This window comes from Brevundimonas poindexterae, from assembly GCF_020524625.1.
Classification (GTDB): Bacteria; Pseudomonadota; Alphaproteobacteria; order Caulobacterales; family Caulobacteraceae; genus Brevundimonas; species Brevundimonas poindexterae_A.
Genome location: NZ_JAIVLL010000001.1, coordinates 159,022 through 181,864 on the forward strand (window position 1 = coordinate 159,022; position 22,843 = coordinate 181,864).

The following is a 22,843-nucleotide window of genomic DNA, read 5'->3' on the forward strand; positions in this document are numbered from 1 at the left end:
TGCCACGCCGCCTTGTTGCCTCGCCACACGCCACTAATCACTCGCCACTTGGAGAGATATTGATGTTCAACCTTTCAGGAAAAACCGCCCTTGTGACCGGGGCTACGGGCGGCATCGGCGGAGCCATCGCCCGGGCGCTGCATGCGCAGGGCGCGACCGTGGTGCTGTCGGGCACGCGCGAGGCGGTGTTGGCCGACCTGGCAAAGGAGATGGGCGAGCGGACTTTTGTCGCCGCCGCCAATCTGTCGGATGCGGAGTCCGTCGACGGCCTGATCGGCCGCGCCGAAGAGGCCGCCGGGGCGCCGCTCGATATCCTGGTCGCCAATGCGGGCATCACCAAGGACGGACTGTTGATGCGGATGAAGGACGAGGATTTCGAACAGGTCCTCAAGGTCAATCTGGAGAGCTATTTCCGCCTGTCGCGCGCCGCGTTGAAGGGGATGATGAAGCGCCGCTCGGGCCGCATCATCGGCGTGACCTCGATCGTCGGCGTGACCGGCAATCCGGGCCAGACCAACTATGCCGCGTCCAAGGCCGGCATGATCGGCTTCTCCAAGTCGCTGGCGCAGGAGGTCGGCAGCCGCGGCGTGACGGTGAACTGTATCGCGCCCGGCTTCATCGCCAGCCCGATGACCGATGTGCTGAACGACCAGCAGCGCGAGACCATCCTGTCCAAGATCCCGGCGGGCCGTCTGGGCACGGGCGACGAGATCGCCGCCGCCGCTGTCTATCTGGCCTCGGACGAGGGCGCCTATGTCACGGGCCAGACCCTGCACGTGAACGGCGGCATGGCGATGATCTGAGGTCGCGCCCGATCGCTATGCAACTATAAGTATTGCCTAACGCATAACTCGCGCATAACGTTCACCCGTTCAACCGACGGGGGGCTTGGGCGTGGATCAAGGGCGGCGGTCATGTCTGCTGGGGCTGGCTGGCCTCGGAGCGGCGGGACCTGCGCTGGCGCGTCAGGACGTCTACCGTGCCGAGGACACGGTCGAGCTGGAGCATGAGGACCGGGTCTTTCGCCTGAACCGGGCGGTGGACCGGCTGCGGGTCGACCCCCGGCCCCGGTTCTCGGTCACCCGCGTGCCCCGGTCTCGGATGCCGGCGAACTTCAATGTGTCCGTGCCGGTCCTGCGAGTCGCCTTCTCCGAACGGACCTTCTTCGACACGGCCGAGTGGCGCATCCTGCCGGGCGGGCTGCAGGCCGTGGAAGCGGTGGCCGCCGCCGCGCGCGGCGAGGCGCCGGACGTTGCCATCTTTGTCGCCGGGCACACCGACAATGTCGGCGGCGACGAATACAATCACAATCTGTCGGTGCGCCGGGCAGACGCCGTGTCCGAGGCCATGATGGGTTTCGGCGTGGGCGAGGTGGCCCTGTGGCGCGTCGGCTTTGGCGAGGCGGCGCCGCTCTACGCAAACGACAGCGATCTGCACCGGGCCTACAACCGCAGGGTCGAATTCCTGTTCGGCGCGCGGGTGGAGCCGGTCGTCGATGTGCTGACGGCCCAGCGCGAGGCGCAGGTCTGCATCTCGGCCAGCGAGACCGAAAGCCGGCGCTGCCTGATCGAACTGCCGCGCCGTGACACCTTTGAAGCCGTTCAACTAACCCGCCGCCAGACAGGCGTGGGCGGAGACGGGCGCGTGGCGGCAACCGGTCGGCCCGGCGGGCGATCCGCAGCGGGTCCGTCGAGGCCCGCCGTGACGGCAGCCGCGCCGCGCACCCTGGTCATTCCGCTGAGGCGGCCCCGGACAATCGAGACACCGCGTCGATGAAAGGCAATCCCATGGACAAACGCGTCGATGCAGAAATCTTGCTGGCGGACCCCCCGCGTGACGAGGCGGATCCCCTTGCGGCCTGGCGGGCGCTGGACCTGTCGGATCGGTCGCCTTTGTGCACCGAACTGCTGGAGGGCCTTGAGCGCGAGCAGTCGGAGCAGGGGCGGATCGATCTGACCGACGAACTGGGCAGCTATCCGCACGGGCTGACGCCGGAGATGCTGGGGTGGTTTCAGTCGCGCATCCAGCCGGTGCGAACGGCGGCGCTGCAGCATCTGAGGTCGGGCTTTGGATCGGCGACCCTGGGCAAGACGGCCATGGGGCGGGGCACCCTGGTTGAGGCGGAACGGGCGCGGAACCAGCAGGACCGGCTGATGGCCTATCACCGCATTCACAGCGACCTGCGCCGCAATCACCACGAGCGGATCGACGAGCGCGATGCGCGCCAGCGTGAGTTCGAGGAAGCGCGGGCCGAGCACGGCAACCGCGACCCGGTCATGACCAATCCGCTGCTGTACTGGGGCGGGCTGATCGCCGTCGTCGGCATCGAGATCGCGGTCAATTTCGACAGCCTTTTGAAGCTGCCGATGATCAAGAGCGGCATGTTCGCGGTGGGCATGGCCATTCTGGTGGGTCTGGCCGTCGGCTTTGCGGCGCACGTGCACGGCACGGTGCTGAAGCAGTGGCACTACTGGTTCAACAGCTTCGACCGGACGCGGGTGTGGAAGGCCAGCCGCAAGGTGGCCATCGGCGGGGTGCTGCTGAGCCTGGCGCTGGGCCTGATCGGCTGGTCGCGGATGTTCTACGTCATGCCGCTGATCCAGCTGGCCGAGGTGACGGGGGAGACGCCGCCCAATCTGGTCTTCTCGATCCTGTTCATGACGCTGAGCAATGTGATCGTGTACGGCGTCGGGGTCATCTGGGCCTATTTCCACCACGACGAGGACCCGGACTATCCGCCCAAGCGGCTATCCGCCGACAAGGCCCAGGCGGCCGTTGCGACGGTCGCGCGCGGCATCAATGCCCGTCTGAAGGAAGCCGACGACAAGGCCGCCCACCGCGAGAAGGAGCTGGATGCGCTGGAAAAGGCGCAGAAGGGCAGCACCGCCTGGGAGAGCAACAGCAAGGCGCTGGCGGCCTTTCGGGCGGTTGATCGCAAGGTCGAGGCGGCCCTGCACCGCTACCGGACGGCGCTGGTGAAGCACATGACGGAACAAGGGCTGACCCCCCGGTTCGTCCAGCCGCTGGTGACCCGGGACGATGCGGGGCGGGAAGAGGTCCTGACCGGCGCCGGCTATCTGGGTCGGCCGATCACCCTGAAACTGCTGTGAGGGAGGGGGCGATGCGGTACCTGTTCATGGCTGTGGCGCTCGGTCTGGCGCTGGTCGGATGCGGGCCGGATGACGATGAGACCGGTGGCAAGGGCGTCTCTCGGGCTGCCCTCAATGAGGTCTGGTGCACCCGCGATGGACTTGACCAGCCGCTGCGCCAGACGATTTTCGTGGTGGACGAGCGCGCCCTGACGCCTGGTACCGGCGCCGAATTCCGGACGGGGAATGCGCGGCTTTTCGAGGCGCTAAATGCCGTGGCCAGCCCGGTCGAGGGCGTGAACTCGGGCGTGATGGCGCCGCGCGAGCGCCTGACCGTCTATCTGGCGCCGGCCGACGGCGGAGCCCCTCGGATGGTGTTCAGCGGGTGCGCGCCGGGATTGTCGGCCGAGGAGCGGGCGGCCGTGCAGGCAGAGCGTTCCGGTATCGGCGATTTCGTCGGCGGCACCCTGTCGGGCGAAATGGAGACGGCCGTCGAGGCCTATAATCGCGCCTTCATCCTGGGCGTCGTGCGGATGGGCGACATCCCCGCACCGCCCCCGGTGCGTACGGGAGACTTCGGGCGGTCGAGCCTTGTGTCCTCGCTGCGATCGGTGCGCGATCTGGGGCGCGATGGCGAGGGCGTGCCCCGCTATTTCATCTTCACCGACTTCACGACCTTTCCGGACTTCCCGGACGTGACCGCCGCGCGGGAGGCCGGGTTCGAGCTGGCGCGCGAGGCGCGGCTGACGCTGGGCGGCGCCGAGGTCGTTCTGGTCGGATCGGGGAGCAACGGCAAGCCGAGGGCGCGGGATTTCGCGACGGCCTTTTTCCTCGGCAGTCAGGGCGAATTGCTGGGCTGGGGTGGAGGAGCTCTCGGATCACTGCCCGCCGCCCCTGTTGAGGTTCGGCGATACAGCGGCGAGCTGATCTATCCCGACACACGCTATCCCGTGCGGCTGATCCTGGGCCACGATGCCCAGAACCGACTGGTGAACAGCTGGCTGATCGTCACTTCGGATGCGGAGTGGGCCACGCCGCTGGGCGGGTCGCTGAAATGCACGGGCGACGTCTGCGAACTGCTGTCGGACAACAGCGGGCTGGGCCAGCGCTGGACCACGCATCCCGACGGGCCGCCGCGGTTCACCGCGGACATGCCGTTCAGCGGCATGCGAGGCATCTCGGCCGAGATCACCCCGGAATCCGTGCGGGGCGAGATTTCCGACCCTGACGTCGATGGCTTTGAGGACGCGCCCAACGTCCGGAGCCTGCCGTTCGAAATGACACCCTTCTGATCAACCACGGGGAGAGAGTGATGAAGACGTTTGTTGTGCCCGGCCTGGCGGCCTGTCTGATGCTGTCCGGCTGCGCGACCTCGGGATCCGCCATGGAGCGGGCCTGGCAGCAGTGCGGTGTCGCAGTTGTCGGCGGCGCCATTATCGGCGGTATCATCGGCAACAATACCGGTAACGGCGACGCGCAGCAGGGCATGACGACCGGCCTGTTGACCGGCGGCGGCATCTGTGCGGTCCTGCTGGCCATGGCCTCCGAAGAGGACAAGCGCCGAATCCGCGAAGCCGAGTACGCCGCGCTGGAAACCGGCCAGGTGCGCGAGGACAGCTATATCGGTGAGGACGGCAAACGCCGCACCATCGTGGTGCGGACACAGGATGCCCCGGCGAAGACCTGGAGCGTTCCCGCCGCGGAAGACGGCAAGGAGGCCGAGACGGCCAGCATGACGGATATCTGCCGCTATCGGCAGACGACCCTGAGCGTCGAGGGCACCGGATCGGGCTCGCTGGACGCGGAACTGGTCTGTCGCAATCCACAGACGCGGGAATGGGAAGTGCAGCGCGCCTAGGGCGCTCGGCGTGATCCCCGGCCGACAGCGGAATATCCGTTGTCGACTGGCCGAGTGAACCGGTGCTTGCTTCCGGGGGCTCTCCATAATGTCAGCGCGGGGTGGGCTTCCCCCCGCGACCGACTGTGCTAAAGGGCAGGGCACGACGGGGGCGTGAGTCCCGATCGGGCTTGCGCCGTCGTCCTCGCCGTCCTACGGCAGGCATACAAGACAACTGCCGCACCGTGCGGCTTATCAAGGCAGAGACACCCATGTCCGATACTCTGGAACGCGTCCGCAAGATCGTCATCGACCACCTGGACGCTGACCCCGACAAGGTCACCGAGAAGGCCAGCTTCATCGACGACCTGGGCGCCGACTCGCTCGACAACGTCGAACTGGTCATGGCCTTCGAGGAAGAATTCGACATCGAGATCCCGGATGATGCCGCCGAGCACATCCAGACGGTCGGCGATGCCGTGAAGTTCATCGACGAGAAACTGGCGGGCTGATGCCCGGCTGAAACCGGCCAGATGGCCGCCGTGGTGTGCCCCTAGCGGGCCCGCCCGGCGGCCATTAGTGTTTGTGGCGACAGTGGAATCGATAGGAGCCGCCAAGATGCGTCGTGTCGTGGTGACGGGACTGGGCCTTCTGACCCCTCTGGGGGCGGGCGTGGAACACAGCTGGAAGGGCATTCGGGAGGGTCGATCGGGCATTCGCCAGATCACCGCTTTCGACACCGAGGGCTGGGGCTGCACGATTGCGGGCGAGGTCCCGAGCGTGGACGGGCGTGGCGGCGGCAAGCCGGGCGAGCCGGGCGTGTTCGATCCAGACGCCATCATGTCGGCCAAGGAGCGCAAGCGCGTCGACAACTTCATCCTGTACGGCATTGCGGCCGCCGACGAGGCGCTGGCCGACGCCGGCTGGAAGCCCGAGACGGACCACGACCGCGAACGCACCGGCGTGATGATGGGCTCGGGCATCGGAGGGCTGGGCCCCATCGCCGATACCTCGCTTGAGCTGGAGGCCAAGGGGCCGCGCCGCATCAGCCCCTTCTTCATTCCCTCGGCCCTGATCAACCTGGCGTCGGGGCAGATTTCGATCCGGCATGGCCTGAAGGGCCCGAACCACGCCGTGGTGACGGCCTGTGCCTCGGGCGTGCACGCCATCGGCGACGCTGCCCGGATGATCGCGCTGGACGATGCCGACGTGATGGTGGCGGGCGGTGCCGAGAGCTCGATCGTGCCGATCGGTATCGCGGGCTTCCTGGCATGCAAGGCCCTGTGCACCGACTTCAACGATACGCCCGAGAAGGCCAGCCGCCCCTATGACAAGGACCACGCCGGGTTCGTGATGGGCGAGGGCGCCGGCATCGTGGTGCTGGAGGAATACGAGCACGCGAAGGCGCGCGGGGCGAAGATCTATGCCGAGGTGATCGGCTACGGCATGAGCGGCGACGCCTATCACATCACGGCGCCGTCCGAGGATGGCGACGGGGCCTATCGCGCCATGGCGGCGGCGGTGAAGCGGGCCGGGATCCAGCCAGGCGACATCGACTATGTGAACGCGCACGGCACCTCGACCATGGCCGACTGGATCGAGCTGGGCGCCGTCGAGCGTCTGGTGGGCGATGCCGCCTCGACGGTCGCCATGTCCTCGACCAAGTCGATGACCGGACACCTGCTGGGCGCGGCCGGGGCCATCGAGGCCGTGTTCACCGTACTGGCGATCCGCGACCAGATCGCGCCGCCCACGATCAATCTGGACAACCCCGAGCGCGAGACCGCCATCGATCTGGTGCCGCACACGGCCAAGCCGATGAAGATCGACGTGGCCATGTCCAACAGCTTCGGTTTTGGCGGCACCAATGCCAGCCTGATCCTGAAGAAGGTCGACTAGCGTGGCGGGCAAGGGGCGGGCGCCGTCCGACACGAAACGCCCGCTGGGGGCCGCGCTGCTGGCCGCATCGGCGACCTTCAGCCTGTTCCTGATCGGCGCGCTGGTCTGGGGCTGGAGCGTCTTCTATGCGCCCGGGCCGGAAGCGCGTCAGGGCGATGCGACGATCGTGGTCCTGCCCAGCGGGGCCGGGGTGTCGGCCATCGGTCAGTCCTTGAAACAGGCCGGGGTGATCCGCTCGACCGATATGTTCAAGGCGGCTGTGACCCTGACCGGAGCCGACCGCAAACTCAGGGCCGGCGAGTATGAAGTGCCGTCGGGCGCCTCGCTGCGCTCGGTCATCAGCCTGCTGGTCAGCGGGCGGGTGGTGCGCCACTTCGTGACCCTGCCGGAAGGCTGGTCGGCGGCGCAGGCGTACGACATCCTGATGGCCGAGGACATCCTGACCGGCGAGATCGACATCCCGGAGGAGGGCACGCTGTGGCCCGATACCTATGAGGTCACGCGCGGCGAGAGCCGGGCCTCGGTGATCACCCGGATGCAGAGGGCCCATGACCGCAACCTGGCCGAACTGTGGGCCCAGCGCAGCCCGAACACGGTCGTCAACTCGCCGGAAGAGGCCGTGATCCTGGCCTCCATCGTCGAGAAGGAAACCGCGGTGGCCGAGGAGCGGCCGATGGTCGCCTCGGTTTTCTCGAACCGGATCCGGCTGGGCATGCGGCTGGAGAGCGACCCGACCATCATCTACGGCATCACCCAGGGGCGCCCGCTCGGGCGGGGCATCCGACGCTCGGAGCTGGATCGCCGCACCGAGTGGAATACCTATCAGATCGACGGCCTGCCCCCGACGCCGATCGCCAATCCGGGCCGGGAAGCGATCGCCGCCGTGCTGAACCCACCCCGTTCGGATGCCCTGTTCTTTGTCGCCGACGGAACAGGCGGGCACGCTTTTGCCTCAACCTATGCCGAACATCAGCAGAATGTCGCGCGCTGGCGCGCGGTCGAACGCCAGCGGCAGGGTCTGCCGCCGGTGGAAGAGCCGGTCGTCGATGAACCGCCGCCCGAGGCCGGGGCCGAGATCACGATCCTGCCCCAGGGCGCGACGCCGCAATGAGTGACCTGTCGGGCATGACCGGCTTTGGCCGTGCCGACGGCAGCCAGGACGGCTGGGTGTGGACGGTCGAGGCGCGTTCGGTGAACGGACGGGGGCTGGAGGCGCGCTTTCGCGGACCGCCCGGATTCGACGGGCTGGAGCGTCACGCCAAGGCCCGCGCCCAGGCGCTGATGAGCCGGGGCCAGGTGACGGTCGGTGTGCAGGCCCGCCGCGAGGCCGATGCGGCCGGCGAGATCGCCATCGATCAGGCGCTGCTGGACCGGTATCTGGCGCTGTCACTGGAGCTGGTCGAGCGGGGCGCCGAGCCGCCTCGTGCGGACGGCTTGCTGGCCCTGAGGGGCGTGCTGGATCGTCCCGAGGAAGACGCCGACGAAGACCGCAAGGCGCGGGTCGAGGCCGCCATGGCCGTCAGTATCGACGAGGCGCTCAAGGCCCTGGTCGCGGCGCGCAAGGTCGAGGGCGGACAGCTGGCGACGCTGATCGCCGACTTCCTCGACCAGATCCGGGCGAACGTCGACCTGGCCGAGATCGAGGCCGCCGCCCAGACCGAGGCCGTGCGCGAGCGGTTCACGCGGCGGATGGCCGAGCTGGCAGGGGACACCCCGGGTGTCGAGGACAAGGTGGTGGTGGAGGCCGCGGCGCTGGCGGCCCGCGCGGATGTGCGCGAGGAACTGGACCGGCTGCGGGCCCATCTGGAGAGCGGGCACCAGCTGCTGGGTCAGCCTCCGGCCGGTCGCAAGCTGGATTTCCTGATGCAGGAGTTCATGCGCGAGGCGAACACCCTGTGCTCGAAATCGGCCACGGTGGAGTTGACTCGGGTCGGTCTGGCGTTGAAGGCCACCATCGATCAGTTGCGTGAACAGGTTCAGAATGTCGAATGAGCGTATGCCCCGGCGGGGTGTCCTGTTGATCGTCGCCAGTCCGTCGGGCGCGGGGAAGACCTCGCTGTGCCGGCGCCTGATGGCGGATCACGGCGGGCTGGAGCTGTCGGTCAGCATGACCACGCGGGCGATCCGGCCGGGCGAACAGGCCGGGCGCGACTATCATTTCGTGGACCGCGAGGAGTTTCAGCGGCTGGTCGAGGCGGACGCCTTCCTCGAATGGGCCAATGTGCACGGCAATCTGTATGGCTCGCCGCGCGCGCCGGTGGACCGCGCCCTGGCCGAGGGCCGGGATGTGCTGTTCGACATCGACTGGCAGGGCGCGCGCGAAGTGGCCCGCCGCTGCCCCGACGATGCGGTGCGGGTCTTTATCCTGCCGCCCAGTCTGGAGGAGCTGCGGCGCCGGCTGGTGACGCGCTCACAGGATGCGGAAGAGGTCATCGACCGCCGGATCGGCAACGCCAAGGGCGAGATCGAGCACGCCGACGAGTTCGACTATGTGTTCGTCAATGACGACTTCGACCGCTCCTATGCGGAGCTGGCCCACATCTATCATGCGGAGCGGTCGCGTCGGTTCCGGAACATCTGGGTCAGTGCCTACCAGCAGGCGCTGCTGAACGAGCGGGTCTGACGCCTCACGCCGGCATGTCCGGGTTGGTGTTGATCATCCACGGCACGCCAAACTTGTCGGTAAAGCCGCCGAAGCCGGGCGACCAGAAGCTGGCGGCGAACGGCATTCGGACCTCGCCGCCGGCTGACAGGGCGTCGAAGATGCGGCGGGCTTCCTCGACATCCTTGAAATGCAGGGTGACGTCAAAGCCGTCCTTCACCTTGTTCATGTCCGGCGTGAAGTCGGGATGCATGTCGCTGCCCATGATCGCCTGATCGCCGACCTGCAGCCAGCAGTGCATCATCCAGTCCTTGATCCGGTCGGGCACGGGCATTTCGGGCGGTCCATCGGAATAGGGCATGGCCGCAGTGATCTCGCCGCCCAACACGCCGGCGTAAAACTCAAACGCTTCGCGGCAGGTGCCGGGGAAGCTCAGACTGGTCACGATCTTCATGGTGGGGTCCCTCCCGTTCAATCCCTGTTTGCGGCCAACCAGGCTTCGAGCCGGTCGGTCGTGCTGGTCCAGCCATGGCGATGGCCGGTCAGGCTCTGCTCGGACTTCAGGCCCTGATGGGTGAAGTCCATGTGGGTCCGACCGTCATCCGTGTCGCTGAACACCACGGTGACGAGCGTGTCAGCGGGCGGGCCATCCTCGTGGCTCTCATCCCATTTGAAGGTGAAGACGAGACGCTCGTTCTCGACGATCTCGCGATAAGTGCCGCCCTGCCAAAGGTCCTGACCGGTTTCGGGCGAACGCAGGCAGATGCGCCAGGCGCCGCCGACCCGCAGGTCCTGCTCGACGCTGACCGCAGGCCATTCGACCGGTCCCATCCATTGGACGGTCATCTCGGGCCGGGTCCAGGCCATCCAGACCAGGGCCCGGGGCGCGTCGAACACCCGCGTCATATGCAGGGTGGGGCGGGTGGCGAGATCCTCGGCGACAGCCATGGTCAGAGCGTCTTCAGCAGTTCAGCCAGCTGGTCCGCGCATTGGCCCCAGCCCTCGTGGAAGCCCATTTGCTCGTGCTGTTTCATGGCCGCCTCGGTCCAATGCTGAGCCTTGGCCGTGTATTTGGTCCGGCCGTCGGGCAGCGGCTCCATGTCGATGCGGCTGACCATGAAGGGATCGCCGGCGGGCCGCCAGTCGGCGGTCAGGCCGTCGGTCGAGACGATGCGCCGGTTAGGGATCACCTCCAGAAAAACGCCGGTGTTCGGGAACTCCTGACCATCGGGCGAGCGCATGGTGAACTGTGTCAGGCCGCCGGGGCGGGGATCACAGACGGCGTCCGTGATGGTCCAGGGTTTGGGGGCCAGCCACTGTTTGATCAGTTCGGGCTCGGTCCAGGCGCGGAAGATCTTTTCCGGCGGGGCGTCGAAGACGCGCTCCAGAACGAGGTCGAAATTATGGGCCGCGCCGTCGGTGTCGCACGGGTTGTCAGTGTCCTCGGCCATCGTCTTTGCCTTTTTGCAGATTTCTCAGATAGCTATCGAGGCGATCGAAGGAGGCGTCCCAATAGCGGCGATAGTGTTCCAGCCAGTCGGCCACGCCCTTGAGGGCCATGGGCTCAAGGCGGGCAGGGCGCCACTGGGCCTCTCGCCCGCGGCTGATCAGGCCGGCCCTCTCAAGCACCTTGAGATGTTTCGACACGGCCGGGAGGCTCATGTCGAACGGTTCGGCCAGTTCGTTGACGCTGGCCTCGCCCTCGCACAGCCGGGCCAGGATGGCGCGACGGGTCGGGTCGGCGAGGGCGGCGAATTTGGCGCTGAGAGGATCGGTGGCCATGGCGGCTTTCGTGCTGAACTGAAAGGTTAAGTAAACCTGCCGTCGTGGGCTGTCAACCGATTGGTTAAATGCAGGGAGCATTTCGGGCGAGACAGCCGGGCGGCATTGAGAGATGTTTGTCCCATGAGCAGGAAGGCAATGACGATGAAGACACTCCTCGCGCTGGCGGCCGTGACAGCGATGCTGGCGCCGGTGCCTGCCCTGGCCCAGTCCGCCGAGGCGCCCGCCGCGGTCATCGACGCCCTCCATCAGGCGGCGCGGGAGGCGGACGGCGCCACCTATTTCTCGCTGTTCACGCCGGAAGCCCGCTTCATCGGGACGGACGCCACCGAACGTTGGACGGTCGAGGAGTTCCGCGCCTATGCCGATCCCTATTTCAGCCGGGGGCAGGGGTGGGACTATCGTGTGGTCCGCCGGGACATCTCGATCCTGCCGATCGAATGCCGGTGCGTGGCGGTCTTCGATGAGGTGCTGGACAATGCCGCCTATGGCACGACCCGCGGGTCGGGTGTGCTGCGCCTGACCGATGACGGCTGGAAGATCGACCAGTATGTGCTGAGCTTTGCCGTGCCGAACGATGTGGCGCGCGATGTGGTGGGCGTCATCCGGGCCGGGGAGACGACCGAGCCCTGATGGAGTTTGAGGACGACGCCTTTGTGCTGGCGGCGCGGTCGCACGGCGATACCGGCGCGGTCGTGGACCTGCTGACGGCGCAGCACGGCCGCCGCATGACCTATGTGCCCGGCGGAGCCTCACGGAAGATGAAGCCGCATCTGCAGCCCGGCTCGCGGGTGCGGGTGGCCTGGCGGGCCCGCGACGACAGTCAGCTGGGGTCGGCGCGGCTGGAGCCGTCAGGCGACGATGTCAGCCAGCTGTTCGACTCGGCCGTGGCGCTGGCGGGCCTGTCGGCCGCCGCCGCCGTGGTGCAGGGGGCCCTGCCGGAGCGCGAGGCCGAACCCGGTGTGTTCGCCGCCATGGAGGCGCTGATGCTGGCGCTGACCGACGATGCCGTCTGGCCCGCCGTATTCATACGGTTCGAACTGGGTCTGCTGGGCAGTCTGGGGTTCGGGCTGGATCTGGAGAGCTGCGCGGTGTCGGGCAGTCAGGACGACCTGGCCTGGGTCAGCCCGCGCACGGGGAGGGCCGTCAGCCGGACGGCGGGCGCGCCCTATGCCGACAAGCTGCTGGCGCTGCCGCCCTTCCTGCTGGGCAGTCAGGCGGCCGTGGTCGAGGGCGACGTCGGCCACGGTCTGGCGCTGACCGGGCATTTCCTCGAGGCCTGGGTCTTCCACCCGCGCGACAAGCCGCTGCCGCCGGCGCGGGACTGGATGATCGAACGGCTCAAGCGATCCGGCTTGTTATAGAGACGGCCCGGAGGCTAGGGTCGCGCCACATTCTGAAAATGGGGAAGAACGCCATGGCGATACGCCGTCTGAAGGGGCTGGGGCTTGCCACCTCCCTGGTGCTGCTGGGGGGGCTTGGAGCCTGCGCCAGCGTCGACACGCCTGCCGTCGCGCAGGTCGCCGCGCCGGCGGCCGACGATGCCCTGCTGGCCGAGCGGATGAAGGCCCATGTGACCTTCCTGGCCGATGATGCGCTGGAGGGGCGGGATACGGGCTCGCGCGGCTATGAGCTGGCGGCGCTCTATGTCGAAAGCCACTACCGCAGCCTGGGCCTGACCCCGGCGGGCAATGCCGAGCGCACCAGCTGGCGCCAGCCGGTGAATTTCGCCGAGATGTCCCTGACCGACGGCAAGCTCCGCTGGACCGGTCCGGACGGTGAGGCTCACGACTGGAGCCAGGGCGATGGCGTGGCCCTGTTCCCCTCCGTGACGGTGGGCGAGGTCGCGCTCGACACCGGCTTTGTGTTCGTCGGCTACGGGCTCGACGTGCCCAGTGCGGGCATTGACGACTATGCGGGCCTGGACGTGCGCGGCAAGGTCGTGCTGGCCATGTACGGCATGCCGGAGGGCCTGCCGAGCGAGCTGGCGGCCCACATGGAGTCGGCCAAGGCGACGACGGCGTTCGAGCACGGCGCGGTCGGCTACATCATGGTCCACTCGGCCGACACGCGAAACATCCCGTGGTCGGCGCTGATGGGCTATTTCGGCGAGCCGCAGACGCGCTGGGCGGATGCCGAGGGCCGGGCCCACACCGACGCGCCGGGCATCCAGGTCGAGGGCTTCCTGTCGCAACAGGTGACCCGCCAGATGTTCGCGGCTGCCGAACAGGATCTGAACGCCATCCAGAATGCAGCGGCCCAAGGCACCTCACCCAAGGGCTTCGCCATTCCGGGACCGGCGTCGGTGCAGCTGACGACCGAGGCCCGCTATTTCGAGAGCCCCAATGTCGTGGCCATCCTGCCGGGGTCTGACCCGTCGGTGGCCGACGAAGTGGTGGTGGTCATGGCGCACCTGGATCACGTGGGTGTGTCCGATGACGAGAACGCTCCCGACCGGATCTCGAACGGGGCCATGGACAATGCGTCCGGCGTCGCGACCCTGATCGAGGTGGCGCGAGCCCTGTCGGTCAGCGAGGAGCGCCCGCGCCGTTCGGTGATGTTCCTGGCGGTGACGGGTGAGGAGCTGGGCCTGCTGGGCTCCAGCCGGTTCGCGGCCGACCCGACCGTGCCGATCCAGAACATCGTCGGCGTGGTCAATCTGGACATGCCGATCCTGACCTATGACTTCGTCGACGTGGTGGCCTTCGGGGCGGATCACTCGACGCTGGGGGCCATTGTGGCGGCAGCGACCGGGGAAGTGGGCGTGGCGACGGTACCGGACTACCAGCCGGAAGAGAACTTCTTCGTGCGCTCGGATCATTATGAGTTCGTGAAGGCGGGGGTGCCGTCGGTCTTTCTGGCGACCGGACCGGGGGGTGAGGGCCGCGAGGCCATCGCCACCTTCCTCGCGGACAACTATCACCAGGTCAGCGATGAGCCCGACCTGCCGTTCAACTGGCAGGCGGCGGCGCGGTTCGCACGCGTCAACACCTCGATCGCCCGGGCCATCGCAGACGGCCAGGCGCCGCCGATGTGGTACGAGGGCGATGAGTTCGGCGACCTGTTCGATCCGGACGGGCCGCGCGCGCCCCGGCCCTGAGGCCATTCCGCACCGCCGTATCCGCCCGCCGGGGTGGAAATCGGCCTAGACTGACCGGAGCGGCGGGCGATTCGTCCGCCGCTCCTCCTTCATATTGATGCCATGACCTTGCACACCCCTCCGCCGGACGGCGGCCGTATCGTTGACGAGCCCATGGGCGAGGCGCTGAGCCGGCGCTACCTGGCCTATGCGCTGTCGACCATCACCAATCGCGCGCTGCCCGATGTACGCGACGGCTTCAAGCCGGTGCACCGGCGCATCCTGTACGCCATGCACCAGATGCGGCTGAACCCGCAGTCGGCGGCCCGCAAATGCGCCAAGGTCGTGGGCGATGTGATGGGGGGCTATCACCCGCACGGCGACGCCTCGATCTATGACGCCCTGGTGCGGATGGCCCAGTCGTTCGCCCAGCGCTATCCGCTGGTCGATGGCCAGGGCAATTTCGGCAATATCGACGGCGATAACGCCGCGGCCATGCGCTACACCGAGTGCAAGCTGACGCCGGCGGCGGTGCTGCTGATGGACGGCATCGACCAGAATGCCGTCGATTTCCGCCCCACCTATGACGATCAGGAGCAGGAACCGGTCGTGCTGCCGGCCGGGTTCCCGAACCTGCTGGCCAATGGCTCGTCCGGCATTGCCGTGGGCATGGCGACCTCCATCCCGCCGCATAATGTCAGCGAGTTGATCGAGGCATGCCTGATCCTGCTGGACGATCCGGAGGCCACGACAGAAACCCTGATGCAGCACCTGCCGGGGCCGGACTTTCCGACGGGCGGGGTGGTTGTCGAGGGGCGGGCGTCGCTGCTTGAGACCTATGAGACGGGCCGGGGTGGCCTGCGCCTGCGGGCGCGCTGGGAGGTCGAGCACCTCGAGCGCGGGACCTGGCGGATCGTGGTCACCGAGATCCCGTATCAGGTGCAAAAGGGCCGCCTGATCGAGGCGCTGGCCGACCTGATCGACCAGAAGAAGGCGCCGCTGCTGGGCGACGTCCGCGACGAGTCCGCCGAGGACATCCGGCTGGTGCTGGACCCGCGGGCGCGGACGGTCGAGCCCGAGGTGCTGATGGAGAGCCTGTTCCGGCTGTCGGACCTGGAGGTTCGCATCCCGGTCAACATCAATGTGCTGGATGCCACGGGCACGCCGGGCGTGATGGGGCTGAAGGCCTGTCTTCAGGCCTTCCTCGAGCACCGGCGCGATGTGCTGGTGCGGCGCTCGAACTGGCGGGCGGAACGGATCGAGAAGCGGCTGCACCTGCTGGAAGGCCTGCGCATCGTCTTCCTGAACCTCGACGAGGTGATCCGCATCGTCCGCGAGGAGGAGCAGCCCAAGGCGGTGCTGATCGCGCGGCTGAACCTGACCGAGGTGCAGGCCGACTTTGTGCTGGATACCCGGCTGCGGCATCTGGCGCGGCTGGAAGAGCTGGCCATCGAGACCGAGTACAAGGCACTGACCGAGGAACTGGCCGGTCTGCGCGCGCTGATCGAGTCGAAGGCGCGGCAGTGGACGCGGATCGGCAAGGATCTGGCCGAGGTGCGCAAGGCCCTGCCGTCGCCGCGCCTGACCACCTTTGGCGAGGCCCCCGAGGGCGCGGCCGCCGCGCCCGTCGAAGCCTTCATCCCGCGCGAGGCGATCACGGTCATCCTGTCGGAGCGCGGCTGGATCCGGGCGGCGAAGGGCAAGGTCGAGGACCCGTCGGAGCTGAAGTTCAAGGAAGGCGACAGCCTGTCCTTCCTGGTGCCCGCCTATACGACCGACAAGTTGCTGGTCGCGGCGACGGACGGGCGGATCTTCACCATCGGGGCGGACAAGCTGGCCTCGGGCCGCGGGCACGGCGAGCCGATCCGTCTGATGATCGATCTGGACGAAGGGGTAGAGATCGTCGCCCTGTTCGCTCACCAGCCGGGGGCGAAGCTGATGGTGGTGTCGAAGGCCGGCTATGGCTTCATCGCGCCCGAAGACGACCTGCTGGCCCAGAAGCGCGGCGGGAAACAGGTGCTGAACGGCGAACTGGCGGTCTGTCTGCGGGTCGCCGGTGACCACGTTGCGGTGATCGGGGACAACATCAAGACGCTGGTCTTCCCGGTGTCCGAACTGCCAGAGATGTCGCGGGGCAAGGGCGTCAAATTCCAGTCGTACCGTCAGGGCGGACTGGCCGATGCCACGGTGTTTGCCGAGGAGACCGGGCCGGAGTGGGTCGATGGTGGCGGACGCCGCCGGAACTGGCCCGACTGGCGTGACTGGCTGGGCAAACGGGCAGCCGTCGGACGCCAGGGACCGAGGGGTCTGCGCAAATTCCGGTAGGGTGCGGCGTTACCGTTCCTGACATGACCCCGATTTCACTTGGGTCCGGGCCCCGGTTCGCGCGATAAGAGAGATCAGAAGCAAGGGAAACCGCTCATGATCACCTGGATCGTTATCGGCGTCATCGTCGTCGTCCTCCTGTTTGTCGTCGTCGGGGCCTACAACCGGCTGGTGGCGCTGGACCAGCGCGCGGACCAGTCGTTCGCCGACATCGACGTGCAGCTGAAGCAGCGTCAGGACCTGATCCCCAATCTGGTCGAGACGGTGAAGGGCTATGCCACGCACGAACGGGCCACCCTGGATGCCGTGACCCAGGCCCGCGCAGCGGCGGCCGGGGCGAACTCGGTCGATGACAAGGTGCAGGCCGAGAACATGCTGACCGCCTCGCTGGGCCGACTGTTCGCCGTGGCCGAGGCCTATCCGGACCTGAAGGCGAACACCAACTTCCAGCAGCTGCAGACCGAGCTGTCGGACATCGAGAACAAGCTGGCCGCGGCGCGCCGCTTCTTCAACAATGCCGTCTCCGAGTTCAACGCCGTGCGGCGCCAGTTTCCGACCGTGCTGTTCGCCGGTCTGGTCGGCTTTGGTTCGGACAAGCCCTTCTTTGATGTCGGCGAGAGTGAGCGGGCCGCCATGTCCGCCGCCCCGCCGCAGGTGCAGTTCTAGGATCCATGCAGGCCGTCGGGCTCCAGACCCATATCTGGGCGAACAACACCCGTTCGATCGTGCTGCTGGCCATGTTCCCGGTGCTGCTGGTGCTGGTGCTCTACGGGCTGCAACTGGTCCTGATGGGATTCGGGATCATTCCCGGCTCGGGCGGAACGCTGGCCGACGACATGGCGCTGGCCGCCGGCATGCTGGGCTGGACCGTGCCGGCCGCGGGTGTGATCGCTGCCCTCTGGTTCGCCATCGCCTATTTCGGCAACCAGGCCATGATCGACGCCATGACGGGCGCCCGGAAGGTCGAGCGGCGCGAGAACCCCGAGCTCTATAACCTGCTCGAGAACCTGGCGATTTCGCGGGGGATGCGCACGCCGACGCTGCGCATCATCGAGACGGATCAGCTGAACGCCTATGCCTCGGGCCTGCACGAGGGTCGCTACAGCGTCACGGTTACGCGCGGTCTGATCACCACCCTGAACCGGGATGAGGTCGAGGCCGTGCTGGCCCACGAGCTGACCCATGTGATCAACAAGGATGTGCGGACGATGGTGATCGCCTCCATCTTTGCCGGGATACTCAGCGTACTGGCGGAACTGGTGTTCCGCGGGCTGTTCTTCTCGCGCGGCGGCCGGAGCAATAACAAGAACGCCGGGCCGCTGATCCTGATCGGACTGGCGATCGCGGCGATCGGCTTTGCCCTGGCTTTCGTCATCCGGATGATGCTGTCGCGCACGCGCGAGTTCGTGGCGGATGCGGGGGCGGTCGAGCTGACCAAGAATCCGGACTCGATGATCTCGGCCCTGCGCAAGATCGAGGGGCGGTCGACTCTGAAGGCCCCCGACGAGGTGCAGGGCATGTTCCTGGACAATCAACCGGAGAAGGCGGGCGTCATGGGCCTGTTCGCCACGCACCCGCCGATCTCGAAACGCATCGAGGCGCTGGTGAAGTTCGGCGGCGGACGCGATTCCGGGCCGTGGTCGCAGCAGACCTATGCGCCGTCGACCTCGGTGCCGAGCGCCGGTTAGGGCAGGTCGCGCCAGCCCTCGCGCGTCAGGGCCTGAAGCGGCCGCAGGCGGGCCTTGTAGTCCATCTTGGCCGAGCCCTGGATCCAGTAGCCCAGATAGACGAAGGGCAGGGCCTGATCGCGGGCCTGCATGAGATGATCCAGAATGGCGAACTGGCCGAGGCTGCGCCGCGCGAGCTGGGGATCGAAGAAGCTGTAGACCATCGACAGGCCGTCCGAGAGCATGTCGGTCAGCACCACCCCGACCAGATCGCCGGGCCCGGCACCCTGGGACGGCAGGCGATATTCGATCAGATGGGTGCGCACGGCCGTGTCCTCGACCATGGCGACATAGTCGTCCCATCCCATGTCGCTCATGCCGCCGCCCGCGTGGCGCGCCAGCAGATAGCGCCGCAGCAGGTCGAACTGCTCCATCGTCGCTTCGGCCTCGACCTGGGCGCGGACCAGATCGGCGTTGCGCTGAAGCACACGCTTCTGCGAGCGGGAAGGAGAGAAGCCGCAGACAGGCACCCGCACCGAGACACAGGCGTCGCAGCCCTCGCAGGCGGGGCGATAGGCGATGTTCTGGCTGCGCCGGAAGCCGGCCTGGGTAAGCTCGTCATTGACCCAGGCGCCGTCGCTGAACGGCAGATTGGCAAACACCTTGCGCTCGATCCGGCCCGGCAGATAGGGGCAGGGCGCCATGGCGGTCAGGTAGAAGCGCAGCTGCCGGGAAGGCACATGGCGGGTCATGCGCGCCCCCCGCCGGGGTGCGGGCGCTTCCGGTCGTGGCGGGAGCCTTGAGCGCGCTTCATGGAGGGATGGGAGACCAGTCCGGCCTCTGGCGCAAGGCCCTTCGCGTGTCGCCTGCGAAGGGTTTGCGCCGACGTCACAGACTGGTGTCGCCCGGCAGGACCGGCGCCTCTCGCAGCAGGATGATCGAGATTCGGCGGTTGCCCGCCAGACTGGGATCATCGGGGTAGAGCGGCTCGGACCCGGCCTTGCCGTTCACCGAATAGATGCGATCCACATCGACACCGGCGCCTTCCAGAATCTGGCGGGCCGCATCGGCACGGCGGGCCGACAGGCTCCAGTCACCCGGCGCACTCGCCCGGTTGGACCCGGCGACCGAGCTGGTGTGGCCGGTGATCGAGATGCGATTGGGCAGGGCGGTGATGATCCTTGCCACGGCGCGCAGAAGGACCTGGGCACGGGCATTGGGCCGGGCCGAATTCTCCTCGAACATCGAGCGGCCTTCCTGATCGACGATCTGGATACGCAGGCCTTCGGGCGTCTGGTCGATGATCAGCTGTTTCGACAGCTCGGCCAGTTCGGGCATCGACTGCATAGCCTGTCGCAGCGATTCGGCGGCGCTGGCGAAGTCGGCGGCCTCGCGGCGGGCGATCTCTTCGCGCAGCTGGTTTTCGCTGGCGCCTGCCAGATTGCTGCTCTGGCCGGCCTCGTCGGGCGAATCGGGAGCCTCCGGGGCCATCTGGGTGATGACCGACATGGAACCCGAGCTCTTGGAGCCGTCGTCGCCCAGCGATGTGCCGCCCAGAATGCCGCCGGAGCCCGAGGTGGTCGTCGAAATGCTGGCAGGGGCGAAGTATTCGGCGATGCCGCGCTTCTGCTCCGGATCGGTCGTATTGATCAGCCACATGAGCAGGAAGAAGGCCATCATGGCCGTCACGAAGTCGGCATAGGCGACCTTCCAGGCGCCGCCGTGGTGGCCGTGTCCCGCGACCTTCTTGACCTTCTTGATGAGGATCGGACGATCGCTCAGGGACATGGGCACCTCGCTTCAGTGTCGGCATGTTTCGGAGATCAAGGTTAAGGCGACGTTTCCCGAAGCGGCGGCTTGTGCGCAGGGAGGCGGACGCTAAGGTCGCGCCGTGACCGACAACTCCCATTCCGATCCCGACGGGGCCGAGGCCCGCGCCTATCGCCGCGCCATGTCGGCCTTCGCCACCGGCGTATGCGTGGTGACCGTCGACAGCGAGACCGGACCGGTCGGCATGACCGTCAATTCCGTGACGTCTGTCTCGCTGGAGCCCCGGCTATTGCTGTGGTGTCTGGACGACCGGGCCGAGCGCGCGGCGGCCTTCATGGAAGGACGGCCGTTCTCCGTACATGTGCTGGGGGCCGGAGAGGCGGACTGGGCCGACCGGTTCAGCCGGCGTGACTATCGCCTGTCGGAGGACGAGGTCGGACGGTCACGATCCGGATCGCCGATCCTGAAGGGTGGACTGGCGCGCTTCGACTGTGTGCTGCACGAGCAGATCGCCATGGGCGACCACCAGATTCTGGTCGGGCGCGTGGCGCATTTCGAAGCGGAGGAGGGGGCCGGCCTGACTTTCTTCCGGGGGCAGTACGGTCGAATCCAGGAGCATGTGGAATGAAGATCGCCTTTTCGGGACTGGGCGTCATGGGCGCGCCGATGGCGGGCCATCTGGTCAAGGCCGGCCATGAGGTGACCGGACACAATCGCAGTCCGGAAAAGGCCCGGGCCTGGGCCTCGGCGAATGAGTCCCGCGCAGTCGGGTCGCTGGCAGACGTGTCGGGCGAGATCGAGGCCCTGATCCTGTGCGTGGGCAATGATGCGGATGTGCGCGAGGTTGTGGAGGCGGCTCTGCCGGGGATGCGCGTGGGCGCGGTGATCATCGACCACACCACCACCTCAGCCAAGGTCGCGCGCGAGATGGCCGACCTGGCCGCTGCGCGGAACGTGGCCTTCCTGGATGCGCCGGTCTCGGGCGGACAGGCGGGGGCCGAAGCGGGGCAACTCAGCATCATGATCGGGGGCGAGGCCGAAGCGTTGGCGAAGGTCGAGCCCGTTCTGGCCGCCTATGCCAAGGCGATCCGGCACATGGGGCCGGCCGGCAGCGGCCAGCTGACCAAGATGGCCAATCAGATCGCCATTGCCGGGGTGGTGCAGGGACTGGCCGAAGCCGTGCATTTCGCCCAGTCGGCCGGCCTGGATACGGACGCCGTGTACGAGGCGATCTCGAAGGGCGCCGCCCAGAGCTGGCAGATGGACAATCGCTGGAAGACCGCAGCGGCCGGACAATTCGACTTCGGCTTTGCCGTGGACTGGATGCGCAAGGATCTCGGACTCGTGCTGGAGGAGGCCCGTGACAACGGCAGCCATCTTGCGCTGACCGCCCTTGTCGATCAGTTCTATTCCGAGGTTCAGGCCATGGGGGGATCGCGATGGGACACGTCGAGCCTGGCAGCACGCCTGCAGTCGCGCGCCCGAAAAAGCGGCGACGCCTGACAACGATCTGGCGTGAGGGCGATGCGAGTCATCCGGCCTGGGCGCTGTGGTGGAAGCTGAAGCGCCATTTCAGCCTGTTTTCGGCGCCGGCCAGCTGGTTCGGCACGCCGGGGTCGTGGACCTATTTTGGCAATGACTTCGTGACAGGGCTGCGGCGGAATGACTCCACCCAGGCGGCCTTCGACCTGCTGGATGCGGCGCCCCACCTGTTCCAGCCGGTTCACGATCTGGCGGCACTGAACCTGAAGCGCCATCAGGAAATGTTCCAGTTCATCGCCCTGCTGTACATCACCGTGCCGCTGACGATCGTGCTGGGCCTTGCCGATCTGATGCCGCAGGGTGTGATCGCCCTGTTCATGGACAACCAGAGACTGGTCCTGTACCTGACGGCGACCCTCGTTCTGGGGGCGGGGATCTATCTGGTTGGTCTGTGGCGCGCGCGGCAGCTGATGTCGGTGCTGGAGCTGTGGCGGATCGAGCGGGGCGTCCCGCCGGCTCCGCCGCTCAAAGGTCCAGAAACACCACCTCGCCCGACTGCATCTGTTTGACGGCGGCGACGATGCGCAGGGTGCCGGCCTCCAGGGCGTCGGCGAGCGAGGCGTCGGCGATCTTGAGCTTTTCGGCGACCCGACGGGCATTCTCCTCAACCGCACGCACGGCGACATCGGCGGCGTCCGAGCGGCGGGCATCCAGCACGGCCGGGATGATCGGCACGATCATCTCTTCCAGCGAGGGGTCGAGCGGGACCACCCCGTCGACGATGGCTTCGGCGGCCGCGACCGCCCCGCAGCCCGTATGGCCCATGACCACGACGAGCGGGCATTTCAGGTGTTTGACCGCATAGACGATCGAGGCCAGGCCCCGGCGATCGACCGTATTACCGGCAACGCGGATTGAAAACAGGCGGCCAAAGCCCTGATTGAACAGGATTGTTGGTGGTGTCCGGCTGTCCGCGCAGCCCACGATGGTGGCGATCGGGTTCTGGCCCTGCTGGAGGGGATCAAGGTCGCCGACCTTGACGTGGCCCAGGTTGTTTTCACCGCGCAGGAAGGCCTCATTGCCGGCCCTGAGCTCGGCCAGGGCTTCGTCCGGCGTCGGACGCGGGGGAGTAGGCGGCACAACGGGCTCAGGTGTCGGTTCAACCGGCCGTTCAAGCGTGGTGGTCTCGCCCGGCACATCGCCAAGGACCGTCACGGCGCGCGGCGCCTTCTTCCCAAAGCCAAAAAAGCCCATGTACCCCCCGGAAGCACGAACGACAGGCACCCCTGCGCCTGACGCCTGAATGGTTAA

Annotated in this window: 26 protein-coding genes; 19 read left to right on the top strand and 7 right to left on the bottom strand. The window is 67.3% G+C overall.

The features are described 5' to 3' along the window. Positions 1–62 precede the first annotated feature (62 nt). From fabG to gmk, 10 genes are all read left to right on the top strand, one after another. Entirely contained in the window at positions 63–803 is a 741-nt protein-coding gene (gene fabG / locus LC068_RS00825) for a 3-oxoacyl-[acyl-carrier-protein] reductase (protein WP_209117961.1), read from the top strand. Positions 804–894: 91 nt separating this feature from the next. Beyond that, positions 895–1,776, top strand: coding sequence for an OmpA family protein (locus tag LC068_RS00830; protein ID WP_226633736.1), 882 nt, complete (start codon positions 895–897; stop codon positions 1,774–1,776). An 11-nt stretch (positions 1,777–1,787) separates the two neighbouring features. After that, positions 1,788–3,110, top strand: a complete 1,323-nt coding sequence (locus LC068_RS00835) for a voltage-gated chloride channel family protein (protein ID WP_226633739.1) — start codon at positions 1,788–1,790, stop codon at positions 3,108–3,110. 11 nt (positions 3,111–3,121) lie between these two features. Further along, positions 3,122–4,381, top strand: coding sequence for a hypothetical protein (locus tag LC068_RS00840; RefSeq protein WP_226633741.1), 1,260 nt, complete (start codon positions 3,122–3,124; stop codon positions 4,379–4,381). A 20-nt stretch (positions 4,382–4,401) separates the two neighbouring features. Further along, entirely contained in the window at positions 4,402–4,947 is a 546-nt protein-coding gene (locus LC068_RS00845; RefSeq protein WP_226633743.1) for a hypothetical protein, read from the top strand. Between the two features lie 251 nt (positions 4,948–5,198). Beyond that, positions 5,199–5,438, top strand: a complete 240-nt coding sequence (locus tag LC068_RS00850) for an acyl carrier protein (protein WP_092312098.1) — start codon at positions 5,199–5,201, stop codon at positions 5,436–5,438. A gap of 106 nt (positions 5,439–5,544) precedes the next feature. Then, positions 5,545–6,825 carry a beta-ketoacyl-ACP synthase II gene (gene fabF, locus LC068_RS00855; protein WP_226633746.1) on the top strand — a complete coding sequence of 427 codons (1,281 nt, stop codon included), beginning with the start codon at positions 5,545–5,547 and terminating at the stop codon, positions 6,823–6,825. A 1-nt stretch (position 6,826) separates the two neighbouring features. Further along, the gene (gene mltG, locus LC068_RS00860; RefSeq protein ID WP_226633749.1) at positions 6,827–7,936 is read left to right on the top strand and encodes an endolytic transglycosylase MltG; all 1,110 of its coding nucleotides are present in this window, start codon (positions 6,827–6,829) and stop codon (positions 7,934–7,936) included. After that, the gene (locus LC068_RS00865) at positions 7,933–8,817 is read left to right on the top strand and encodes a YicC/YloC family endoribonuclease (RefSeq protein WP_226633751.1); all 885 of its coding nucleotides are present in this window, start codon (positions 7,933–7,935) and stop codon (positions 8,815–8,817) included. The genes mltG and LC068_RS00865 overlap by 4 nt, the downstream gene beginning before the upstream one ends. After that, the gene (gmk, locus tag LC068_RS00870) at positions 8,807–9,448 is read left to right on the top strand and encodes a guanylate kinase (RefSeq protein ID WP_209117957.1); all 642 of its coding nucleotides are present in this window, start codon (positions 8,807–8,809) and stop codon (positions 9,446–9,448) included. Before LC068_RS00865 ends, gmk begins: the two co-directional genes overlap by 11 nt. A gap of 4 nt (positions 9,449–9,452) precedes the next feature. Here the strand turns inward: gmk and LC068_RS00875 are convergent, their stop codons facing one another. Genes LC068_RS00875 through LC068_RS00890 form a run of 4 tightly spaced genes read right to left on the bottom strand, consistent with a single transcriptional unit; the run spans position 9,453 to position 11,209 of the window. Beyond that, the gene (locus LC068_RS00875) at positions 9,453–9,881 is read right to left on the bottom strand and encodes a VOC family protein (RefSeq protein WP_226633753.1); all 429 of its coding nucleotides are present in this window, start codon (positions 9,879–9,881) and stop codon (positions 9,453–9,455) included. A 17-nt stretch (positions 9,882–9,898) separates the two neighbouring features. Continuing rightward, positions 9,899–10,375: an SRPBCC family protein gene (locus LC068_RS00880; RefSeq protein WP_226633754.1), complete on the bottom strand. Its 477-nt coding sequence runs from the start codon at positions 10,373–10,375 to the stop codon at positions 9,899–9,901. Between the two features lie 2 nt (positions 10,376–10,377). Next, complete coding sequence (locus LC068_RS00885; protein WP_226633755.1) at positions 10,378–10,878, bottom strand: SRPBCC family protein; 501 nt, start codon at positions 10,876–10,878, stop codon at positions 10,378–10,380. After that, on the bottom strand, positions 10,862–11,209 hold the full coding sequence (locus LC068_RS00890; protein ID WP_226633756.1) for an ArsR/SmtB family transcription factor: 348 nt from the start codon (positions 11,207–11,209) through the stop codon (positions 10,862–10,864). The genes LC068_RS00885 and LC068_RS00890 overlap by 17 nt, the downstream gene beginning before the upstream one ends. Before the next feature lie 144 nt (positions 11,210–11,353). Here LC068_RS00890 and LC068_RS00895 point away from each other — a divergent pair, with 144 nt between their 5' ends. The 6 genes from LC068_RS00895 (at position 11,354) to LC068_RS00920 (ending at position 18,301) form a co-directional block, all read left to right on the top strand. After that, on the top strand, positions 11,354–11,842 hold the full coding sequence (locus LC068_RS00895) for a nuclear transport factor 2 family protein (protein WP_226633757.1): 489 nt from the start codon (positions 11,354–11,356) through the stop codon (positions 11,840–11,842). Further along, the gene (gene recO, locus LC068_RS00900) at positions 11,842–12,573 is read left to right on the top strand and encodes a DNA repair protein RecO (RefSeq protein ID WP_226633758.1); all 732 of its coding nucleotides are present in this window, start codon (positions 11,842–11,844) and stop codon (positions 12,571–12,573) included. The genes LC068_RS00895 and recO overlap by 1 nt, the downstream gene beginning before the upstream one ends. A 53-nt stretch (positions 12,574–12,626) precedes the next feature. Continuing rightward, positions 12,627–14,309: a M20/M25/M40 family metallo-hydrolase gene (locus LC068_RS00905; protein ID WP_226633759.1), complete on the top strand. Its 1,683-nt coding sequence runs from the start codon at positions 12,627–12,629 to the stop codon at positions 14,307–14,309. A gap of 102 nt (positions 14,310–14,411) precedes the next feature. Beyond that, complete coding sequence (gene parC / locus LC068_RS00910; protein ID WP_226633761.1) at positions 14,412–16,613, top strand: DNA topoisomerase IV subunit A; 2,202 nt, start codon at positions 14,412–14,414, stop codon at positions 16,611–16,613. Between the two features lie 96 nt (positions 16,614–16,709). Then, positions 16,710–17,279, top strand: a complete 570-nt coding sequence (locus LC068_RS00915; protein ID WP_226633762.1) for a LemA family protein — start codon at positions 16,710–16,712, stop codon at positions 17,277–17,279. A gap of 5 nt (positions 17,280–17,284) precedes the next feature. Then, complete coding sequence (locus tag LC068_RS00920) at positions 17,285–18,301, top strand: M48 family metallopeptidase (protein WP_226633763.1); 1,017 nt, start codon at positions 17,285–17,287, stop codon at positions 18,299–18,301. Here LC068_RS00920 and LC068_RS00925 read toward each other — a convergent pair. Together LC068_RS00925 and LC068_RS00930 are read right to left on the bottom strand one after the other, a co-directional pair. Continuing rightward, positions 18,298–19,032 (bottom strand): arginyltransferase, encoded by a 735-nt coding sequence (locus LC068_RS00925; protein WP_226633764.1) that lies wholly within the window; start codon positions 19,030–19,032, stop codon positions 18,298–18,300. The genes LC068_RS00920 and LC068_RS00925 overlap by 4 nt on opposite strands. 136 nt (positions 19,033–19,168) lie before the next feature. Further along, complete coding sequence (locus LC068_RS00930; RefSeq protein WP_226633765.1) at positions 19,169–20,068, bottom strand: flagellar motor protein MotB; 900 nt, start codon at positions 20,066–20,068, stop codon at positions 19,169–19,171. Positions 20,069–20,171: 103 nt separating this feature from the next. On the opposite strand from LC068_RS00930, the gene LC068_RS00935 reads away from it, so the two are divergent. Genes LC068_RS00935 through LC068_RS00945 form a run of 3 tightly spaced genes read left to right on the top strand, consistent with a single transcriptional unit; the run spans position 20,172 to position 22,101 of the window. Continuing rightward, on the top strand, positions 20,172–20,678 hold the full coding sequence (locus LC068_RS00935; RefSeq protein WP_226633766.1) for a flavin reductase family protein: 507 nt from the start codon (positions 20,172–20,174) through the stop codon (positions 20,676–20,678). Continuing rightward, on the top strand, positions 20,675–21,553 hold the full coding sequence (locus LC068_RS00940) for an NAD(P)-dependent oxidoreductase (RefSeq protein WP_226633767.1): 879 nt from the start codon (positions 20,675–20,677) through the stop codon (positions 21,551–21,553). The genes LC068_RS00935 and LC068_RS00940 overlap by 4 nt, the downstream gene beginning before the upstream one ends. Beyond that, complete coding sequence (locus tag LC068_RS00945; protein WP_226633768.1) at positions 21,490–22,101, top strand: hypothetical protein; 612 nt, start codon at positions 21,490–21,492, stop codon at positions 22,099–22,101. The genes LC068_RS00940 and LC068_RS00945 overlap by 64 nt, the downstream gene beginning before the upstream one ends. Here the strand turns inward: LC068_RS00945 and LC068_RS00950 are convergent. Next, a complete protein-coding gene (locus LC068_RS00950) occupies positions 22,058–22,786 on the bottom strand; it encodes a carbonic anhydrase (RefSeq protein ID WP_226633769.1) in 729 nt (242 codons plus the stop codon). The two genes, LC068_RS00945 and LC068_RS00950, sit on opposite strands and share 44 nt — an antisense overlap. Positions 22,787–22,843 lie beyond the last annotated feature (57 nt).

Excerpts from the sequence above, each read along its gene's own strand:
- fabG (WP_209117961.1), top strand. The coding sequence starts at position 63 with ATGTTCAACCTTTCAGGAAAAACCGCCCTTGTGACCGGGGCTACGGGC.
- LC068_RS00835 (WP_226633739.1), top strand. The coding sequence starts at position 1,788 with ATGGACAAACGCGTCGATGCAGAAATCTTGCTGGCGGACCCCCCGCGT.
- LC068_RS00840 (WP_226633741.1), top strand. The coding sequence starts at position 3,122 with ATGCGGTACCTGTTCATGGCTGTGGCGCTCGGTCTGGCGCTGGTCGGA.
- LC068_RS00845 (WP_226633743.1), top strand. The coding sequence starts at position 4,402 with ATGAAGACGTTTGTTGTGCCCGGCCTGGCGGCCTGTCTGATGCTGTCC.
- LC068_RS00850 (WP_092312098.1), top strand. The coding sequence starts at position 5,199 with ATGTCCGATACTCTGGAACGCGTCCGCAAGATCGTCATCGACCACCTG.
- fabF (WP_226633746.1), top strand. The coding sequence starts at position 5,545 with ATGCGTCGTGTCGTGGTGACGGGACTGGGCCTTCTGACCCCTCTGGGG.
- LC068_RS00865 (WP_226633751.1), top strand. The coding sequence starts at position 7,933 with ATGAGTGACCTGTCGGGCATGACCGGCTTTGGCCGTGCCGACGGCAGC.
- gmk (WP_209117957.1), top strand. The coding sequence starts at position 8,807 with ATGTCGAATGAGCGTATGCCCCGGCGGGGTGTCCTGTTGATCGTCGCC.
- LC068_RS00875 (WP_226633753.1), bottom strand. The coding sequence starts at position 9,881 with ATGAAGATCGTGACCAGTCTGAGCTTCCCCGGCACCTGCCGCGAAGCG.
- LC068_RS00880 (WP_226633754.1), bottom strand. The coding sequence starts at position 10,375 with ATGGCTGTCGCCGAGGATCTCGCCACCCGCCCCACCCTGCATATGACG.
- LC068_RS00885 (WP_226633755.1), bottom strand. The coding sequence starts at position 10,878 with ATGGCCGAGGACACTGACAACCCGTGCGACACCGACGGCGCGGCCCAT.
- LC068_RS00890 (WP_226633756.1), bottom strand. The coding sequence starts at position 11,209 with ATGGCCACCGATCCTCTCAGCGCCAAATTCGCCGCCCTCGCCGACCCG.
- LC068_RS00895 (WP_226633757.1), top strand. The coding sequence starts at position 11,354 with ATGAAGACACTCCTCGCGCTGGCGGCCGTGACAGCGATGCTGGCGCCG.
- recO (WP_226633758.1), top strand. The coding sequence starts at position 11,842 with ATGGAGTTTGAGGACGACGCCTTTGTGCTGGCGGCGCGGTCGCACGGC.
- LC068_RS00905 (WP_226633759.1), top strand. The coding sequence starts at position 12,627 with ATGGCGATACGCCGTCTGAAGGGGCTGGGGCTTGCCACCTCCCTGGTG.
- parC (WP_226633761.1), top strand. The coding sequence starts at position 14,412 with ATGACCTTGCACACCCCTCCGCCGGACGGCGGCCGTATCGTTGACGAG.
- LC068_RS00915 (WP_226633762.1), top strand. The coding sequence starts at position 16,710 with ATGATCACCTGGATCGTTATCGGCGTCATCGTCGTCGTCCTCCTGTTT.
- LC068_RS00920 (WP_226633763.1), top strand. The coding sequence starts at position 17,285 with ATGCAGGCCGTCGGGCTCCAGACCCATATCTGGGCGAACAACACCCGT.
- LC068_RS00925 (WP_226633764.1), bottom strand. The coding sequence starts at position 19,032 with ATGACCCGCCATGTGCCTTCCCGGCAGCTGCGCTTCTACCTGACCGCC.
- LC068_RS00930 (WP_226633765.1), bottom strand. The coding sequence starts at position 20,068 with ATGTCCCTGAGCGATCGTCCGATCCTCATCAAGAAGGTCAAGAAGGTC.
- LC068_RS00940 (WP_226633767.1), top strand. The coding sequence starts at position 20,675 with ATGAAGATCGCCTTTTCGGGACTGGGCGTCATGGGCGCGCCGATGGCG.
- LC068_RS00945 (WP_226633768.1), top strand. The coding sequence starts at position 21,490 with ATGGGACACGTCGAGCCTGGCAGCACGCCTGCAGTCGCGCGCCCGAAA.
- LC068_RS00950 (WP_226633769.1), bottom strand. The coding sequence starts at position 22,786 with ATGGGCTTTTTTGGCTTTGGGAAGAAGGCGCCGCGCGCCGTGACGGTC.